This is a genomic window from Ochrobactrum sp. PL_is483 (assembly GCF_055816855.1).
On the sequence record NZ_JBVPGS010000031.1, the window covers coordinates 183,021 to 197,488 of the forward strand.

General features: G+C 59.8%; 16 protein-coding genes. 8 read left to right on the top strand and 8 right to left on the bottom strand.

Annotated elements, in window-relative coordinates:
* The first annotated feature begins 234 nt into the window (after window positions 1-234).
* The 3 genes from AC0TNJ_RS08390 to AC0TNJ_RS08400 all read left to right on the top strand — a co-directional run bounded on the left by AC0TNJ_RS08390 (window position 235) and on the right by AC0TNJ_RS08400 (window position 2,580).
* Window positions 235-462, top strand: a complete 228-nt coding sequence (locus AC0TNJ_RS08390) for a NepR family anti-sigma factor (protein ID WP_122000361.1) — start codon at window positions 235-237, stop codon at window positions 460-462.
* Entirely contained in the window at window positions 434-1,006 is a 573-nt protein-coding gene (locus AC0TNJ_RS08395) for an RNA polymerase sigma factor (RefSeq protein WP_006467673.1), read from the top strand. The genes AC0TNJ_RS08390 and AC0TNJ_RS08395 overlap by 29 nt, the downstream gene beginning before the upstream one ends.
* Before the next feature lie 167 nt (window positions 1,007-1,173).
* Window positions 1,174-2,580 (top strand): sensor histidine kinase, encoded by a 1,407-nt coding sequence (locus tag AC0TNJ_RS08400; RefSeq protein ID WP_473770838.1) that lies wholly within the window; start codon window positions 1,174-1,176, stop codon window positions 2,578-2,580.
* Window positions 2,581-2,646: 66 nt separating this feature from the next.
* Here the strand turns inward: AC0TNJ_RS08400 and AC0TNJ_RS08405 are convergent, their stop codons facing one another.
* On the bottom strand, window positions 2,647-3,567 hold the full coding sequence (locus AC0TNJ_RS08405; protein WP_473770839.1) for a LysR family transcriptional regulator: 921 nt from the start codon (window positions 3,565-3,567) through the stop codon (window positions 2,647-2,649).
* A gap of 123 nt (window positions 3,568-3,690) precedes the next feature.
* Here AC0TNJ_RS08405 and AC0TNJ_RS08410 point away from each other — a divergent pair, with 123 nt between their 5' ends.
* Both AC0TNJ_RS08410 and AC0TNJ_RS08415 read left to right on the top strand, forming a co-directional pair.
* Window positions 3,691-4,047, top strand: a complete 357-nt coding sequence (locus AC0TNJ_RS08410) for an antibiotic biosynthesis monooxygenase (protein ID WP_122000363.1) — start codon at window positions 3,691-3,693, stop codon at window positions 4,045-4,047.
* 5 nt (window positions 4,048-4,052) lie between these two features.
* Entirely contained in the window at window positions 4,053-5,264 is a 1,212-nt protein-coding gene (locus AC0TNJ_RS08415) for an MFS transporter (RefSeq protein WP_473770812.1), read from the top strand.
* A 73-nt stretch (window positions 5,265-5,337) separates the two neighbouring features.
* Here the strand turns inward: AC0TNJ_RS08415 and AC0TNJ_RS08420 are convergent, their stop codons facing one another.
* The 4 genes from AC0TNJ_RS08420 to AC0TNJ_RS08435 form a co-directional block, all read right to left on the bottom strand.
* Window positions 5,338-5,769, bottom strand: coding sequence for a hypothetical protein (locus AC0TNJ_RS08420; RefSeq protein ID WP_473770813.1), 432 nt, complete (start codon window positions 5,767-5,769; stop codon window positions 5,338-5,340).
* Between the two features lie 8 nt (window positions 5,770-5,777).
* A complete protein-coding gene (locus tag AC0TNJ_RS08425) occupies window positions 5,778-6,131 on the bottom strand; it encodes an ElaB/YgaM/YqjD family protein (protein ID WP_473770814.1) in 354 nt (117 codons plus the stop codon).
* 176 nt (window positions 6,132-6,307) lie between these two features.
* Entirely contained in the window at window positions 6,308-7,162 is an 855-nt protein-coding gene (locus AC0TNJ_RS08430) for a PRC-barrel domain-containing protein (RefSeq protein ID WP_473767313.1), read from the bottom strand.
* 193 nt (window positions 7,163-7,355) lie between these two features.
* Complete coding sequence (locus tag AC0TNJ_RS08435; protein ID WP_473767312.1) at window positions 7,356-7,514, bottom strand: hypothetical protein; 159 nt, start codon at window positions 7,512-7,514, stop codon at window positions 7,356-7,358.
* A 295-nt stretch (window positions 7,515-7,809) separates the two neighbouring features.
* On the opposite strand from AC0TNJ_RS08435, the gene exbB reads away from it, so the two are divergent.
* From exbB to AC0TNJ_RS08450, 3 genes are read left to right on the top strand one after another with little or no spacing between them, the layout of a single operon-like run.
* The gene (gene exbB / locus AC0TNJ_RS08440; RefSeq protein WP_473770815.1) at window positions 7,810-8,778 is read left to right on the top strand and encodes a tonB-system energizer ExbB; all 969 of its coding nucleotides are present in this window, start codon (window positions 7,810-7,812) and stop codon (window positions 8,776-8,778) included.
* Window positions 8,779-8,783: 5 nt separating this feature from the next.
* A complete protein-coding gene (gene exbD, locus AC0TNJ_RS08445; protein WP_473770816.1) occupies window positions 8,784-9,287 on the top strand; it encodes a TonB system transport protein ExbD in 504 nt (167 codons plus the stop codon).
* Window positions 9,284-10,201, top strand: a complete 918-nt coding sequence (locus tag AC0TNJ_RS08450; RefSeq protein ID WP_473770817.1) for an energy transducer TonB family protein — start codon at window positions 9,284-9,286, stop codon at window positions 10,199-10,201. Before exbD ends, AC0TNJ_RS08450 begins: the two co-directional genes overlap by 4 nt.
* A gap of 51 nt (window positions 10,202-10,252) precedes the next feature.
* On the opposite strand, the gene AC0TNJ_RS08455 is transcribed toward AC0TNJ_RS08450, so the two are convergent.
* From AC0TNJ_RS08455 to AC0TNJ_RS08465, 3 genes are read right to left on the bottom strand one after another with little or no spacing between them, the layout of a single operon-like run.
* The gene (locus AC0TNJ_RS08455; protein ID WP_473770818.1) at window positions 10,253-11,023 is read right to left on the bottom strand and encodes a phosphodiester glycosidase family protein; all 771 of its coding nucleotides are present in this window, start codon (window positions 11,021-11,023) and stop codon (window positions 10,253-10,255) included.
* 27 nt (window positions 11,024-11,050) lie between these two features.
* Window positions 11,051-13,021: a MacB family efflux pump subunit gene (locus AC0TNJ_RS08460; protein ID WP_473770819.1), complete on the bottom strand. Its 1,971-nt coding sequence runs from the start codon at window positions 13,019-13,021 to the stop codon at window positions 11,051-11,053.
* A complete protein-coding gene (locus AC0TNJ_RS08465; RefSeq protein ID WP_473770840.1) occupies window positions 13,021-14,268 on the bottom strand; it encodes an efflux RND transporter periplasmic adaptor subunit in 1,248 nt (415 codons plus the stop codon). The genes AC0TNJ_RS08460 and AC0TNJ_RS08465 overlap by 1 nt, the downstream gene beginning before the upstream one ends.
* Window positions 14,269-14,468: the final 200 nt, after the last annotated feature.

Consider the following 14,468-nt stretch of genomic DNA (forward strand, 5'->3'; position numbering starts at 1 on the left):
TAATGGAACTCCTCAACTGCCGCTTTCGTTCATTTATGCATTTCGGGCGGACCGAAACCGGCCCTCTCCACCCATCCCTTGAGCGCAGCATTATGGTACTCTAAACGGGACGTTTGGAAAAAAGTTCCGTGACGGAGAAATATATTCGGGAACTTTTTGGAAACCTGCGCATTTCCCGCTGAAGCAGGGGCTTAGATTAATAGGGTAGGGCAGTCAGCCCGGAACGATCAAGATATGGCAGAAAAAGAAAACCTTCACATGAACGGAGCCGGGGTCAGGTCACCCCGCCGCGTTCAGAAGGATGTATTGGGACCAAATTGTGAAGTCGGATTGAAACTGAAGGCACTGTACGCCTCGATACAGGACGAGACGATCCCGGATCGCTTCCTCGATCTTCTTGAAAAACTCGATCAGGCTGAACAGGAGAGTATGCGTGAACACAGCACCCGGTCCGTCGGTTGAAAGCAACGCGCAGTTCAAGCGGGAACTTCTGTCCTCGCTGCCGAGCTTGCGCGCCTTTGCGGTGTCGCTGATCGGCCAGCATGACAAGGCAGACGATCTCGTCCAGGATACGATCATGAAAGCGTGGGCCAAGCAGGAGTCCTTCGAGATGGGGACCAATATGAAAGCATGGCTCTTCACCATCCTGCGCAATGAATTCTACACGCAGATGCGCAAGCGCGGCCGCGAGGTGCAGGACACCGATGGCGTGTTCAGCGAACAGCTCGCCGTGCATCCCTCGCAATACGGCACGCTCGACTTGCAGGATTTCCGTGCCGCGCTGGAGCAGTTGCCTGACGATCAGCGCGAGGCGATCATTCTGATCGGCGCGTCGGGCTTTGCCTATGAGGAAGCTGCGGAAATCTGCGGCTGTGCAGTCGGCACCATCAAGAGCCGTGTCAGCCGTGCCCGCACGCGCTTGCAGGAAATTCTCAAGATCGAGGGCGAAAGCGATTACGGTCCCGATGCCGATTCATCGCGCGCGACCTTGCGAAGTTTTGCGTAATCCCCGATAATTTCGCCCTCTTTCCCACCGGAAAGGGGGCTTGAAGTGCAGCGGGCCGAGCCTGCTGTTTTTGCCTGCGGCGATTGCTTTTTGTTCAGTCAACTGTAGGTTAGTATTTGCTGATATTTCTTGTCGGCAAAGTGATTGTCTGTTTGTGGGTTGCGTCCTTGCCATCGGCCTTGTTGCAAAAACTGCTCCGATCGTCATCGAAGCCGGTTGCGGTTATCGTGTCGCTTGGCCTTGTGCTGCTGTCGGCGATCATGACGCTGTTTCTGTCGTCCGGCGTCAACCATCAGGTCGTCGATATTTCCCGCAATTACGCCCTGCGCCAGCAGGTCGACAAGGTTGCGCGCCTTGCCAGCAATATGGAGATGAGCCGGCGCGGCTATCTTCTCACGCTCGATGAGAGCTATCTCGATCTCTATCGCAACACGATCCTGAGCGTCGACAACACGCTGGAAGCGCTGGAAGCCCTGACCGGCCAGAACCCGGTGCAGGATGCGCGGGTGAAGCAGATCCGGGCGCTGGTCGAGCGCGGACAGGAAGATGTGCGCGAGACGGTCGACCTTGCCCGGTCGGGCAATGTGGCGGCGGCGGTTGAAAAGGTGCGCGGCGACGAGGGCAAGGTGCTGATGGACCAGCTTGCCAGCACGGTGACGCAATTCATCGACGCGGAGGAACAGCAGCTTCTGGAACGCAATGAGCGCATCAACCGCATGCGCTACTGGATGACGGCGACCTCCATCGTGGCGCTGGCATCGGCTGCCATGCTGGCGCTTTTGCTGTTCAGCCGCGTGCAGCGCTATGCGCGATCCATGTTCGAGGGGCAGACGGCGCTTCTGTCGGAAAAGCAATTGCTGGAACAGCGCGTGAAGGAACGCACCGCCGAGCTTGAAGAAGAGCGCCGCATTGCCGAGCGCGAGCGCCAGCGGGTCGAGCTGCTGTTGCAGGACACCAACCATCGCATCGGCAATTCGCTGGCAACGGTTTCATCCCTGCTTGGCCTCCAGATGCGGCAGACGCGCAGCGAGGATGCCCGTGCCGCCCTTGCCGCCGCCCGCGACCGTGTCCAGACCGTATCGACGGCGCATCGGCGCCTGCGTCTGGGCGAGGATATGGAAACAGCCCGCCTCGACGAGTTTCTGGAAACCGTCATCGATGACATCCGAAATGCTGTCGGTCAGGACCGCAGGATCGAATTTTCCACCGATTTCGCGCCGCTCGATTTGAAGGCGCGCGACGTGACGACAATCGGCATCATTCTGGGCGAGCTTGTCACCAATGCGATCAAGCACGCTTTCAAGGGCCGTCCGGAAGGGCATATCCGCATCAGCCTGAAGCCGGGTGAAGAGACTGTCCCGGTGCTGATTGTGGAAGATGACGGCGTGGGCCTGGACGCGGATCAGCAAAAGTCCGGCGAAAAGAACGGCCTGGGGACGCTGGTCATCGAGCAGCTTTGCATGCAGTTCGGTGAAAAGCCGGTTTACTGCAAGACGGATGATGGGGTGGGAACCAGAGTGATCGTCCGCCTGTCGTCGCTCCTTGGAGAAGGCGAAAGGTCGGTCGGCACATAGGCGCTTCGCCCGATGTGGAGCCTCAACCGATTGTCTCGGTTGAGAGCGAGGCGACGGATTGGTGTTTCACTCTGCTTTCTCGCTCGCAAGCCCGGCTCGCTCCATCGTGAACAAATTATCAGCCATGAAGTCCACGAAGACGCGAATCTTCGGTGACAGATAACGGCTCGTCGGCCAAAGAATACGGAAGATACCCGCCTCTGCCGTGAAACCGTCGAGGATCGATACCAGCTTCCCCTCTTTTATCTGTTGGGCCACTGCGAAATGGGGCAAGCAGGTTATGCCAAAACCGTTCTCGGCAAGGTGGATCAGCGGCTCAAGCGTGCTGGCCACCGTCGTTGTCGGCAGCGTGACACGCAGGTCTTTGCCGTCCCTGGCCAGCGGCCATGGCTCCAGCTTGCCCGAATTGGCATATCGGTGGTGCATGCAGCGATGACGTCGCAGGTCTTCAGGCGCCAGCGGCACGCCTTCTCTTTGCAAATATTCAGGCGAGGCCACTATCCGGTGCCGGAAGGAGCCAAGTTTGCGGCTCATCAATCGCGTGTCACGCATTTCACCGGTGCGGACGACGGCATCGAAACCTTCTTCGATCACGTCAACCAGCCGGTCGGTGAAATCGAGGTCGAGGGTGATTTCGGGGTAGGCTTTCATGAATGCCGATATCGCCGGCATCAGCAGCACGCCCGTCAGCGGAAAACTCACGCGCAACAGGCCATGAGGCTTGCTGCGGGACCGTGAAAGCTGCGCCTGCGCCGCATCCAGTTCAGACAGAATACGCCGGCAGGTATCAAGAAAAAAGCTGCCTTCCTCCGTCAGCGTCATGCTGCGCGTCGAGCGATGGAAGAGGCGCACCCCCATCTCCTGTTCAAGACGCGCGATTGCCTTGCCAACCGCCGAGCTGGAGAGACCCAGCCGCTGAGAGGCGGCGACAAAGCTGCCGCCTTCCGCCGCCTGAACGAAAATGCCCAACGCACCAAGCTTGTCCATGTCTATCCTATTGAGGAATAATTTTCCGCTCTTACTGGAATACCAGACCATTTATCCCGTATCGCACAGTCCATATCAAGCCTCTCACGGCAGCCAATGCCGGTTTTCATCAGAGGAAGACACATGGATATGAAATTCGCCGCCGGATTTTGCGCCTCACCCGAACCAACCACTTTTATTGTCAACGTCATTCATGCCCATCCGGGCAAGCAGGATGAAGCGTTTCAAATCATTCAGGACGTGGTCCACTACGTGGCGGAGAGAAAGTCGGGGTTTCTCTGGAGCAATCTTGCCAAGAGCACCGACGGGCTGACCGTGGTCAACATTGAAGCAATTCAGGGTGCAGGCAATGTAGACGAGTTCTTTTCCGATCCGGTTTTCGTTGAAAAATTCCGTAAGCTGGATGCCGTCTCGACCAGCGAATTCCATACATATAGCGTCGGCGATCTGGTTCTGCCCAAACGCGGACAGAAGGGTTGAACACCATGGCCCATTCGACTTTGGACCACCGCACGGTGGGCGAAAGGGCGGACGATGCTCGCTTTCCGATGTCAGCCCTTCTTGCCCTTGCCATGGCTGGTTTCATCACCATCCTGACCGAGGCCCTGCCAGCGGGGCTTCTTCCGCAAATGAGCGTGGAGCTAGGCGTCACCCCTTCCGTTGCCGGCCAACTCATTACGGTATACGCCATCGGCTCGCTGGTGGCGGCCATGCCGCTAACCGCGGCCACCCAGCATTTCCCGCGCAAGCCGCTTCTCCTTTGCGCCATCGCGGGCTTCGCGGTGGTCAACACGATAACGGCGATCACCGGGAGCTTCGCTATCATGCTCCTGGCACGTTTCTTTGCAGGCGTTTGCGCCGGGCTGTTGTGGGCGATGATCGCCGGATATGCGGCGCGCATGGTTTCAGACCAGCAAAAAGGGCGCGCGATCGCAGTTGCGATGGTGGGTACGCCACTGGCCTTGTCTCTGGGAATTCCGGCAGGAACCCTGATGGGTTCCGTCATCGGGTGGCGCAGTACATTTTTGCTGATGACCGCGCTCACCGCGGTTCTGATAGGGTGGGTCCAGGCAAAGGTGCCCGCTTATCCGGGCACGGCGATCAATGACCGGTCTTCCATCAGGGGCACTTTGGCAATCGGTGGAATCAAGTCAGTGCTGATGGTTACCCTGCTGTTCGTTCTGGCCCACAACATCCTTTATACCTATATCGCTCCGCTCGTGGTTCCTGCGGGGCTGGAGCGGAAACTCGACGTCGTTCTGCTGATGTTTGGGCTGGCGGCAATCGCAGGGATCGTTATTGTCGGTTATCTGGTCGGCCGATGGCTGCGGGCGCTGGTGCTTGCCAGCATCATGCTGTTCGCCGCCGCCGCATTCATATTTGGCATCGGGGGCGAGGTGCCCGCTCTGTTCTGGCTGGCGGCGGGCGTGTGGGGATTGGCGTTCGGAGGCGCCGCCACCCTGTTTCAGACGGCAGCCGCCAATACTTCGGGGCGGGCTTCTGATGTAGCGCAGTCGATGATCGTCACAGTCTGGAATCTGGCGATTGCGGGTGGAGGCATCGTCGGCGGCCTGTTGCTTGAGCACGCCGATATCGGTTGGCTCCCCTGGTCGGTTTTGGCATTGCTGCTACCCGCCTGTTGGATCGCTTTCGCGGCAAAAGACGCGGCCTTCCCGCCGGGCAACCGAGCCTTGTGAGGTTCGCCGAGGGCGTTTCCAAGCCAAAAGTGTGGAACGCCTATGCGGGGAAATCAGTCCACTGGACTGATTTCTAATCCCGCTTCTTCTTGTCCGACAGCAGCGAAACCAGAGCGATGCCCGCAAGCGGCAAGGCGGCGGCCAGTATGGGCCGCTTGAGGATGGCGGGTACGGTTGCGATTGCCGCCGCCGCCATCATGGCCGACTTGTCCGCTTCCATTTTCTGCTTGCGCTTTTTCGCCTCGGCAGCCGCCTGAATTTTCAGCACCGCGAGAATGAGCAGCGCCACGATCAGCGACAGGCCAGCGAGAATGAGCGCGGCCAGCGGTCCGCCATAGCTTTGCGCAAGCGCCAGAAAAGCGGCAACACAGAAAAAGGTGATTGCGATGATCGTGAAGATCGCGATGGCTGCGCCGAAAATCGCCGCGCGTTTCGTTTGACCCGCGACGAATTTCAGTTCTTCGCCTGCCATGGCAGACAACAGGGGCATCAGGGCTTTCAGCATGGCGCGCCTCAGCGGCGGGAGAGCAGGGCCAGCAGATAGCCGATGCCGAGTGCGGTGGCGAGCGAGGTAATCGGGCGCTCACGCACCGTTGCCGTCAGTTGGGCTTCGAGATCCTGCGCCTTGTTGCGCAGATCATCGATTGCGTCTTCGCCCTGGATATAAGCGCTCTTGTAGGTTTCCTTCGCGCTGCGTTTGGCATCGCGGACCGTCTGTGAACCGAGATTGGCCAGTGTCGCCGCGATGGCGGCAATATCTTCCTTCAGTTGCTCGACCTGCGCCTGAAGGTCTTGCGCGCTGGCATCGGTCAGCGCTTCCTCGATCTTCTCTTCGATCCTGCTCGTTTTCGCGGATGCACGCGCCATATGGGCTCTCCTGTTCATTCACGGGTTATCGTTCGGATGGGTTGTCCGGATAACGTGCGGCTGGCCTAATGGTTGCATGCGAAGCCAGTGGCGGCAACACGGCCAGCCGCCTGTTGCAAGTCATGGTAAATCAGGGGGTAAATCACGGCGTAAATCAGGGAGACTAAATCGGGGTGTCACTCCGCTTCGCCGTGCAGGATCGTGCTTTCGGGGTCCTTCTTGTAGGCTGCTTCCGAATAGGCGGGCTGCGCCTGCAACTGTTCCTTGGTGAACTGCGTGAAGACATTCACCTTGTCGTCCTTGCCGGTCGCCACGTCGAGATTGGCGATGGAAACGGCCACAGGCTTGGAATTGATGCCAAGGAAACCACCCACGTCGACCACGAAAGCCTCGGTCTGGCCGTCGGCGGACATCAGCACATCGCCCACCGTTCCGATCTTTGTTTCATCCGCGCCGAAAACCGTCGCGCCAATCAGCTTGTCGGCGCTCAGCCCTTCCGACGGCACCGGCTTCATGCCCTCGGGCATGAGCCTGTCGGCCTTTTGCGTCGTAATCGTCTTTTCGGCGGCGGGCGGTTCGGCACGCGGCGCGCCATCTGCTGCGAAAGCCGCATTGCGGTCGAAGGCCGGTGCCTTTTCGAGCTGTTCCTTGGTGGCATCCACGATCAGCCAGCGCTCGCCGTCGCCACGGACCACCCAGGACAGATGGTCGAAGCCGATGGCGACATCCTTTTCGCCTACGCCCAGAAAACCGCCGACCCCGATCACCACCGCCTGCGGGCTGCCATCCGCGCCGAGAATCACGTCATTGACCGTGCCGATATTGGCGGCATTGTCCGAGGGGCCGTTATAGACCGCCTGTCCGATGAAGCCCGACACAAGAAGCTGGCCCGGCGATGCAACGAAATATCCATTCTCGCTGGCGATCGGCTTTTCCTGTTTCTCATTGGAGAAAATCGGCGAACGGTCCTGGGCAAAAGCGGGCAGGGCGATCAGCGCGGCAAGAGCCGTGGAGGCGAGAAATCGTTTCATGAAAACTCCTGTCGGTAATTAAGGCAAACCGAAGGCGAGAGCCAATCTCGCCGTCAACAGCAGAAAAAACGAGGGGAAACGCGTTCAGTTCCGCTCAAATTCCGTGTTATTCGAGCGTCAAAATTATGAATCTGCCGTCTTTTTCATGGCAAAAATGTGATGACAACAGCCTATGGTTGATATTTTGCCTTATTCAGGCGAGCAGTAGATAGGCTGCCCCAGCCAGCATGATGAAGGCCAGTCCGACATGCTTCGGCTTCAGCGAGCGCGGCTGTACCGGCAGCGGATCGTCATTTCCTGCCATGGCAGTGCGCGCCGCATGTTCAAGCGTCTGGATATCCTTGAGCATCATTGGCATGTCCCTCCAGAGTCCGGCTCAATTCCGCTTCGCGCGGAACTGCATATCCTCCCCCGCGCCGGAATTTGTTTTTAAAACCAATCCCGAAGCGCTTCGGTCATCCTATCAGGTCTGATTTGACGCGAATGTGCAACTGGCAAAAGGGCGGGAGCCGAAAAATATTCCCGGACCCCAATTTGGCATGATGAAAATGCCTTCAAAACAAAAACATGACTTGCGTCATCATGTTATTGGGAGTTAAGAAGAAACCCAACAGGCGGCGCGACGGCCTGCATGAAGGTTTGGTCATGTGCGCGCGGATTTGAACAATCAAAAGGCGAACAAAATGACTGGTTTCTGGCGAAAAGGCTTCATGGCTGCGGCTATGGTCATCGGCTTGCTGGGCGTAACTTCCGCATTGGCGCAAAACACGGCGCAAAATGCATCCTCTCCGACGAATGCCCCGGCTGTCGAAGCGCCTTCCGGTCCCGCTCCGGCTGCATCGCCTTCGCCTGAACTGGTCCAGTCGCAGACGGCTGCACCTGTTGAGAGCGACAATGGCCTGACCCTGCCGCACGACCTGTCGCCATGGGGCATGTTCATGGCTGCCGACTGGGTCGTGAAAGCGGTGATGATTGGTCTGGCGCTGGCTTCGCTTGCCACATGGACGGTCTGGGTCGCCAAGTCGCTGGAGCTGGCCGGAGCGCGCAGCCGTGCCCGCAAGGCATTGAAAATCATCGGCCATTCGGCGACGCTTGCCGAAGCTGCCCGCGCGCTGGAAGATGCCAAGGGACCGGGTGCGGTTTTGGTCCGCGCGGCGGAAGACGAGGTTCGGCTTTCGGGTCCGGCGCTTGCCCGCGCTGGCGGCGAAGGCCTCAAGGAACGCGTTTCCTCGCGCTTGTCGCGCATCGAAGCCAAGGCCGGACGCAGCCTCTCCAAGGGCACTGGTATTCTGGCGACCATCGGTTCGGTCGCGCCCTTTGTCGGCCTGTTCGGCACGGTCTGGGGCATCATGAACTCGTTCATCAATATCAGCCAGGCGCAGACGACCAACCTCGCTGTCGTGGCGCCGGGTATCGCGGAAGCCCTGCTTGCAACGGCCGTCGGCCTCGTCGCGGCTATTCCCGCCGTGGTGATCTATAACGTGTTCGCCCGTTCGATCACCGGCTACCGTGCGCTGCTGGCCGATGCTTCGGCTGGCGTCGAGCGCCTTGTCAGCCGCGACCTCGACTTCAGAACGGCCGGTGTGCGTGAAGGCACGCTGCACGCAGCGGAGTAGGCGCCATGGCTGGTAAAGTTCGCGAAGGCGGCGGCGACGATCTCGAGCTGAACCACGAGATCAATGTGACGCCGTTCATCGACGTCATGCTGGTTCTGCTCATCATTTTCATGGTGGCGGCACCACTGGCCACGGTTGACGTGAAGGTGGACCTGCCTGCCTCGACGGCGGCGCCTGCGCCGCGTCCCGACAAGCCGCTTTATGTGACCCTGAAAGAAGACCTCAGCGTCAGCGTCGGCAACGATGTGGTGGAGCGCGAGCGCCTCGGCGGAGCGCTCGACGTCCTGTCGGAAAAAAACAAGGAAGCGCGCATCTTCCTGCGCGCCGACAAGAATGTCGGTTACGGCGAACTGATGCGGGTGATGAACCTTCTGCGTGAAGCGGGTTACCTGAAGATCGCGCTGGTGGGGCTTGAAACCGTTGGCGCAAACGCCACCGGAACCGCTCCGGCGGCTGCGACACCTGGAACGGCACCTTCCTTGCCGGCACCGCAGGGAGCCGCGCAATGAATGCACTCCCGCCCGAGCATCCCCCGATAAAGGTGGCTTCAGCCGACGTTCACCATCATTCCTTCTGGCATGATGCGGGGCGCTGGCTCGGCGCGGGTATTCTCGTTCTGACCGTTCATGCCGCCGGTGCCTATGCCATCCACATGGCACAGGAGGAAGACCAGCCCGATGGCACGCAGGTTGCCGCCATGGTGGTGGAACTTGCGCCGGAGCCGGAAGCGCCGATGGAAGAGCAGGTTGCGGAAGAAGCCCAGCCGGAAACCGCTGAAGCGCCGCAGGAACAGGCGGAACCTGCCCCGCAGCCGGAACCCGTGCAGGAAGAACCGACGCCGCCCGAGCCTGCGCCGGAACCGCAGGCGGCTCAGGAACCGGAAGAAGTTATCCCGGATGTGGTCGAGGCCGAAAAGCCGGAAGTTGCGGTGCCTATGCCGGTTGAAAAGCCGGAAGTGAAGCCGGAGCCCAAACGCGAGCCGAAGCCGGAAAAGCCCAAGCAGCCCAAGGCCGAAAAGCTGAAGCCAAAGAAGGCTGAAAAAGCACCGGAAACCCGTCAGGCCGCTGCGCCGCAGATGGATGCTGACAACGGCGCGCGAGCCGCAGCCAATCGCAGAGGCGAAAACTCTGCATCCGCTGGTGTCAGTTCCGCCAAATGGACATCGAAACTCCAGTCCCATATGGCGCGGAATGTGCGTTTCCTGCAGCGCAAATCGCGGAATGCCAAGGGACTTGTTCAGGTTACTTTCGTGATTGATCCTTCGGGCAATGTGCTTTCGGCTCGTCTGGCCGGTTCGTCGGGTAATCCAGACGTGGACCAGCTTGCACTGGAAGCGGCGCGTCGGGCTTCGCCGGTGCCTGCCCCGCCAGCAGCCATTGCCAAGGCGCGCATGCCGATCACCTTGCCGCTGCTGTTCAAGTAGGAGCACGATTTGAAAGGCCGGTCACGAAACCGGCCTTTTCCTTGTCAGCGATTACTCCACAAACCCGAACATCGGGCCATAGCCGCCATGCCAGGATATATTGTTCCGCTCCAGCGCCGGGACGAAAATGCCTGCGCCGCCGCCGCCATCCAGAAACAGCGCGTTCGGGCATTGAAGATGGTCTCGAAACAGTTTTGCAAAGTCGTGGAAGTTGACCGCATCCTCGCTGACCGCGAAGCGGATCGCGCCGCCACCGCAAACGCCGACGCCGCTGCGTCGGGTCTTGTCCGTTGAGCCAAGAATAAAAATCGGATTGATCCGATTGCCGATGACCAGCATCGGCCCGGACTGGGTTGCCAGACGCGGCTTCATCCGCTGTTTCACGAAACGGTCCGCCGGCAGGATTCCAGCGCCCTTTTCGTCGAGATAGAAGATGCCGTTCGGCTTCTTGTAGAAGTTCGGCACAGGGCCGGAGCTACGCGGCGGTGTGGCCTTGCTTGCCGGGCGAAGCTCACGGCCATCTTCTATGTAGAGGCCCATCGGCGAAAAATCAGGCTGATACATTCCGGCATTGAGCGCGAAAACCAGATTTTTGCCCCGGCTTGCGGCAGCATCGGCCAGTTTTGAAAAATTGCGATAGGGCTCGCCATCCGCATTCTTCCAGAACAGGTGCAAGCCATCCGCCTTTGCCTCGCAGATGATATAGTTCGTGTTTTCAAAGGTTTGGCTGTTGCATGCTTCAGCCCGGGCAGATTGTGCCAGGGCGAGCGTTGCAGCAAATATCAGGGCAGCTGCGGACAGGTGTCTCTTGAAGAGAATCATCGCTGTGCAGCCTCCCGACAGTGTTTGCTATTCGGACGACAGTGCCACAGCCGGGAGCAGGCGGGAAGCCTTGCGCGCCGGCAGGAAGCCGAAGATCAGGCCGGTGGCGAAAGCGCAGGCGAAGGCCAGCAGGACCGGCCCGACGCTATAGCCGACCGAAAGACCGGCCCAGCCCGCGATGGCCGCAGCGCCGAGCCCGATCACGACACCAAATGCGCCGCCAATGGCCGAGACGGTCAGCGCCTCGGTGATGAATTGAAGCAGGATATCGCGCCGCCTTGCGCCGGTTGCCATCCGCACGCCAATCTCGCGGGTGCGCTCGGTCACGCTCACCAGCATGATGTTCATGACGCCGATGCCGCCGACCAGAAGCGAGATCGCCGCCACGGACCCCAGAAACAGGGTCATCGTGTTGCCCATCGCCGTCGCGTCCTCGCGGATGGAGGACATGTTGGTTATCATCGTGTCGCGCTTCTTGTGGCGCTGGTCGAGCAGGTCCTGAATTTGTTCCTGCGTCGTGTTGATGAGATCGGAATCCTTCACCTGCACGGTGATGGTGCGCACATATTTCTGGCCGAACAGCCGCAGATTGCCGGTCGAAAGCGGCACGACCACCACATCGTCCTGATCCGCGCCGCCAAAGCCGGCGCCCTTCGGCTCCAAGGTTCCGATCACCTGAAACGGAATTTTCTGGATCAGGATATATTGGCCGATGGGATTGCCGCCGTCTGGGAACAAGGTGTTGACGACGGTTTTGCCGAGCACGGCAACGGGCGCATAATTGTTGATATCGCTCTGGCTGATGAAATCGCCGGTCGCCACCTTCCACGATTTGGCTTCGGAAAAGGCGGGAACAGTGCCATTTGCCTGCGACTGGTAATCGACATTGCCGCGCCGCAGCGTCACCGTGCCGGTGACTTCCGGGACGGCGGTCTTGATGTTCGGCAGTTCCAGAATTGCGGTAGCATCCTCGGGGACCAGTGTCGCTATCGAGCCTGTTCCACGGAAACCAGCCATGGAGGGGCGAACCAGAATGAGATCGGTGCCCATGGCATTGATACGGTCGAGAATGGAATTCTGCGCGCCGGTGCCGATGGCGAGCATCGTCACCACGGAACTGACGCCGATGATGATGCCGAGCAGGGTGAGGATGGTGCGGAAGATGTTGGCCTTCAGCGCGCGCATCGCCATCTTCACCGCTTCCGAAACATCGGCGATGCGGGCGGAGTTGCCTTCAAGGCTCTCCTGCAGTCGGAAGGGAGCCTGCGTATCGGGGATGGCGCGCTTGACCGTGTCGGAAAGAATCTGCCCGTCGCGGATTTCGATCAGCCGGTCGGCGCGTTCGGCCACTTCGCGGGCATGGGTGATGACGATGACCGTATGACCCTGCTGGTGCATGGAGCGCAGCAGTTCCATCACGTCTTCGCCGCTCTGGCTGTCGAGCGCGCCGGTCGGCTCATCCGCAAGGATGATGCGCCCGCCATTCATGAGAGCGCGGGCGATGGAAACGCGCTGCTGCTGGCCGCCGGAAAGCTGGTTCGGGCGATGGTCGAGGCGGTCGCCGAGTTTCAGCTGGTTGAGCAGTTCGGCGGCGCGCGCATGGCGTTCGGATGCGGGCAGGCCCGCATAGATCGCCGGAACCTCGACGTTTTCCTGTGCTGTCGAGGTCGAGATGAGGTTGTAGCTCTGGAAGACGAAGCCGAAAGTGCGGCGGCGCAATGCGGCAAGCGCATCGGCATCCAGTGTCGACACATCCTCGCCATCGAGCAGATATTGCCCGCCGCTCGGACTGTCGAGACAGCCCAGAATGTTCATCAGCGTTGATTTGCCGGAGCCGGACGCGCCCATGATCGCGACGAATTCGCCAGCCTGAATGTCGAGCGTGATGCCGTGCAGCACCTCAACGGCGAGATCGCCATTGTGGTAGGTCTTGCGGATATCATCCAGTCTTATGAGCGGCGTGCCGGACTTGAGATTGTCGGTCATGGGGCGGCTCATCAGAACAGGCGCATGCCGGGCCTGCGGCCGCGCTGCCCTGCGGCGGCTTCGGCACCGCTGGAAGCGCTGGTGACGATGACCTTGTCGCCTTCCTCAAGGCCGCTTTTGATCTCGGTCTGCACGCGATTGCGCACGCCGATTTCGACTTGACGTTCGGTGACCGCGCCACTGTCGCTCACGACCTTGACCGAAATCTGTGGCTTGGCTTTCTGGTTCTGGCCATTCTGGTTCTGGTCAGCACGCTTGTAGTTCAGCGCCGAGGAGGGGACGATCAGCACGTCCTTTGCCTCGTCGAGAATGAAATAGACCTGCGTGCTCATATTGATCATCAGTTCGCCGGTCGGGTTCGGAACGTCGAACAGGGCATAATAGAGAACGACATTGTTCTCGGTCGCGGGCGTCGGCTTGATCTGGCGCAGCGTGCCGGTAAAGCGTTTTTCCGGCTGGCCGAGCAGGGTGAAATAGACCGGCATGCCAGGCTTGAGCCTGCCGATATCAGCTTCCGAAACCTGCGCTTCCACGGTCATCACCTTGAGGTCGGCCACGGTAACGATGGTCGGCGCGCTCTGCACGGCATTCAGCGTTTCGCCTTCCTTGGCGGCCTGGTCGACGACCGTGCCTTCCATGGGGCTGTAAATCTTGGTGTAGCCGAGATCGACCTTGTCGCTGGCAAGCTGGGCTTCCTGCTGGCGGATCTGCGCGCCAAGTGCCTTCACGTCGGCCTCGGCCATGGCAAGATCGGCATCGGCCTGATCGACGGTGGCTTGCGACACGCCGCGCGTGGCCAGAAGCGAGCGCTGGCGCGCCGCATTGGCTTTCTTGAGCGTGAGCTGCGCCTGTTTGCTCAAAAGCTGCGCCTTGAGATTGTCGAGCTGGGCGCTGGCGATTTCCACTTTCTTCTCGAAAGGCGACGGGTCGATTTCCGCGATCAACTGGCCCTGCTTGACCTGATCGCCCACCTCGACCTTCACGCTTTTAAGCTGGCCGGAAACCTGCGCGCCGACATTGATGCTGCGCAGCGCGCTGAGCGTGCCGACGGCGGTAATGGCGTTTTCGATGTCGCCGCGCGTGACCGTTTCGGCGAGATAGTTCGTCTTCTGGCCGCCAGCTTCGCCCGAGCCGTAAAAATACCAGCCCGCGCCCGCAGCGATTGCCGCCAGCGCAAGCCAGAGCCACCAGCGGCGCGCGCTCTTCGGCGACGGTGCCTTGCGCTGCCCGGTTTTGGACGAATCGGAAGATGTAAGCACCGTCAAACCCTCAAAACTTTCAGAACCGCCGCTCATCGGAGATTCATCACTGTGTCCCGCATAATTTTTGCCCCATGCAACCAAAGCGGGACAGCGCGCGCTCGGATGGCACAGTGCATCCGGATATCTATGCTTCCCGGCTCAGGATTTCATCTTAATTATTTGTCATGCAATAATTGCCGTCGGCGCAATGGCTGGAG

Excerpts from the sequence above, each read along its gene's own strand:
- AC0TNJ_RS08405 (WP_473770839.1), bottom strand. The coding sequence starts at position 3,567 with ATGGACAAGCTTGGTGCGTTGGGCATTTTCGTTCAGGCGGCGGAAGGC.
- AC0TNJ_RS08450 (WP_473770817.1), top strand. The coding sequence starts at position 9,284 with ATGAATGCACTCCCGCCCGAGCATCCCCCGATAAAGGTGGCTTCAGCC.
- AC0TNJ_RS08420 (WP_473770813.1), bottom strand. The coding sequence starts at position 5,769 with ATGCTGAAAGCCCTGATGCCCCTGTTGTCTGCCATGGCAGGCGAAGAA.
- AC0TNJ_RS08435 (WP_473767312.1), bottom strand. The coding sequence starts at position 7,514 with ATGATGCTCAAGGATATCCAGACGCTTGAACATGCGGCGCGCACTGCC.
- AC0TNJ_RS08415 (WP_473770812.1), top strand. The coding sequence starts at position 4,053 with ATGGCCCATTCGACTTTGGACCACCGCACGGTGGGCGAAAGGGCGGAC.
- exbD (WP_473770816.1), top strand. The coding sequence starts at position 8,784 with ATGGCTGGTAAAGTTCGCGAAGGCGGCGGCGACGATCTCGAGCTGAAC.
- AC0TNJ_RS08430 (WP_473767313.1), bottom strand. The coding sequence starts at position 7,162 with ATGAAACGATTTCTCGCCTCCACGGCTCTTGCCGCGCTGATCGCCCTG.
- AC0TNJ_RS08460 (WP_473770819.1), bottom strand. The coding sequence starts at position 13,021 with ATGAGCCGCCCCATGACCGACAATCTCAAGTCCGGCACGCCGCTCATA.
- AC0TNJ_RS08455 (WP_473770818.1), bottom strand. The coding sequence starts at position 11,023 with ATGATTCTCTTCAAGAGACACCTGTCCGCAGCTGCCCTGATATTTGCT.
- AC0TNJ_RS08425 (WP_473770814.1), bottom strand. The coding sequence starts at position 6,131 with ATGGCGCGTGCATCCGCGAAAACGAGCAGGATCGAAGAGAAGATCGAG.
- AC0TNJ_RS08390 (WP_122000361.1), top strand. The coding sequence starts at position 235 with ATGGCAGAAAAAGAAAACCTTCACATGAACGGAGCCGGGGTCAGGTCA.
- AC0TNJ_RS08410 (WP_122000363.1), top strand. The coding sequence starts at position 3,691 with ATGGATATGAAATTCGCCGCCGGATTTTGCGCCTCACCCGAACCAACC.